This window comes from Desulfoluna butyratoxydans (assembly GCF_900699765.1).
GTDB classification, from domain to species: domain Bacteria; phylum Desulfobacterota; class Desulfobacteria; order Desulfobacterales; family Desulfolunaceae; genus Desulfoluna; species Desulfoluna butyratoxydans.
The window spans coordinates 1-541 of the sequence record NZ_CAADHO010000037.1 but is presented as its reverse complement, the minus strand read 5'-3'; the positions used below and the strand labels follow the sequence as shown (position 1 = coordinate 541).

Below are 541 nucleotides of genomic sequence, written 5' to 3'. Positions count from 1 at the left end.
GGACACCGTGGCGGACGCTTCCTCGGTCACCATCGCAGACTCCGGTAACGACGGCGTCATCAGCTCCACGGACGATCTGGGCCACACCCAGCTCTCCGGTTCCATCGAAGCCGGCGGCCGTATCACCGGGCTCACCATCTCCGACGGCGACACCACCATCACCTTAAATGAGGGTGACTACACCCTCCTGGCCGATGGCACCTGGACCGCCAACGTGGATGTCTCCTCGTTCAACGACGGCACCCTGACCGTGGCCCTCGATGCCGAGGACGCAAACGGCAACACCGCCGCACAGGTCACCGACACCATCGCCAAGGACACCGTGGCGGACGCTTCCTCGGTCGACATCGCAGACTCCGGAGCCGATGGGGTGATCAGCTCCACGGACGATCTGGGCAACACCCAGCTCTCCGGTTCCATCGAGGCCGGCGGCCGTATCACCGGGCTCACCATCTCCGACGGCTCAACCACCATCACCCTGCACGAGGGTGACTACACCCTCCTGCCCGACGGCACCTGGACCGCCAACGTGGATGTCTCC

1 protein-coding gene is annotated in these 541 nt (G+C 65.2%); it reads left to right on the top strand.

All coding sequences use genetic code 11. From position 1 onward, the window contains the following. On the top strand, positions 1-541 hold a 541-nt coding region (locus MSL71_RS26360; RefSeq protein WP_180147528.1), incomplete at both ends, for a hypothetical protein.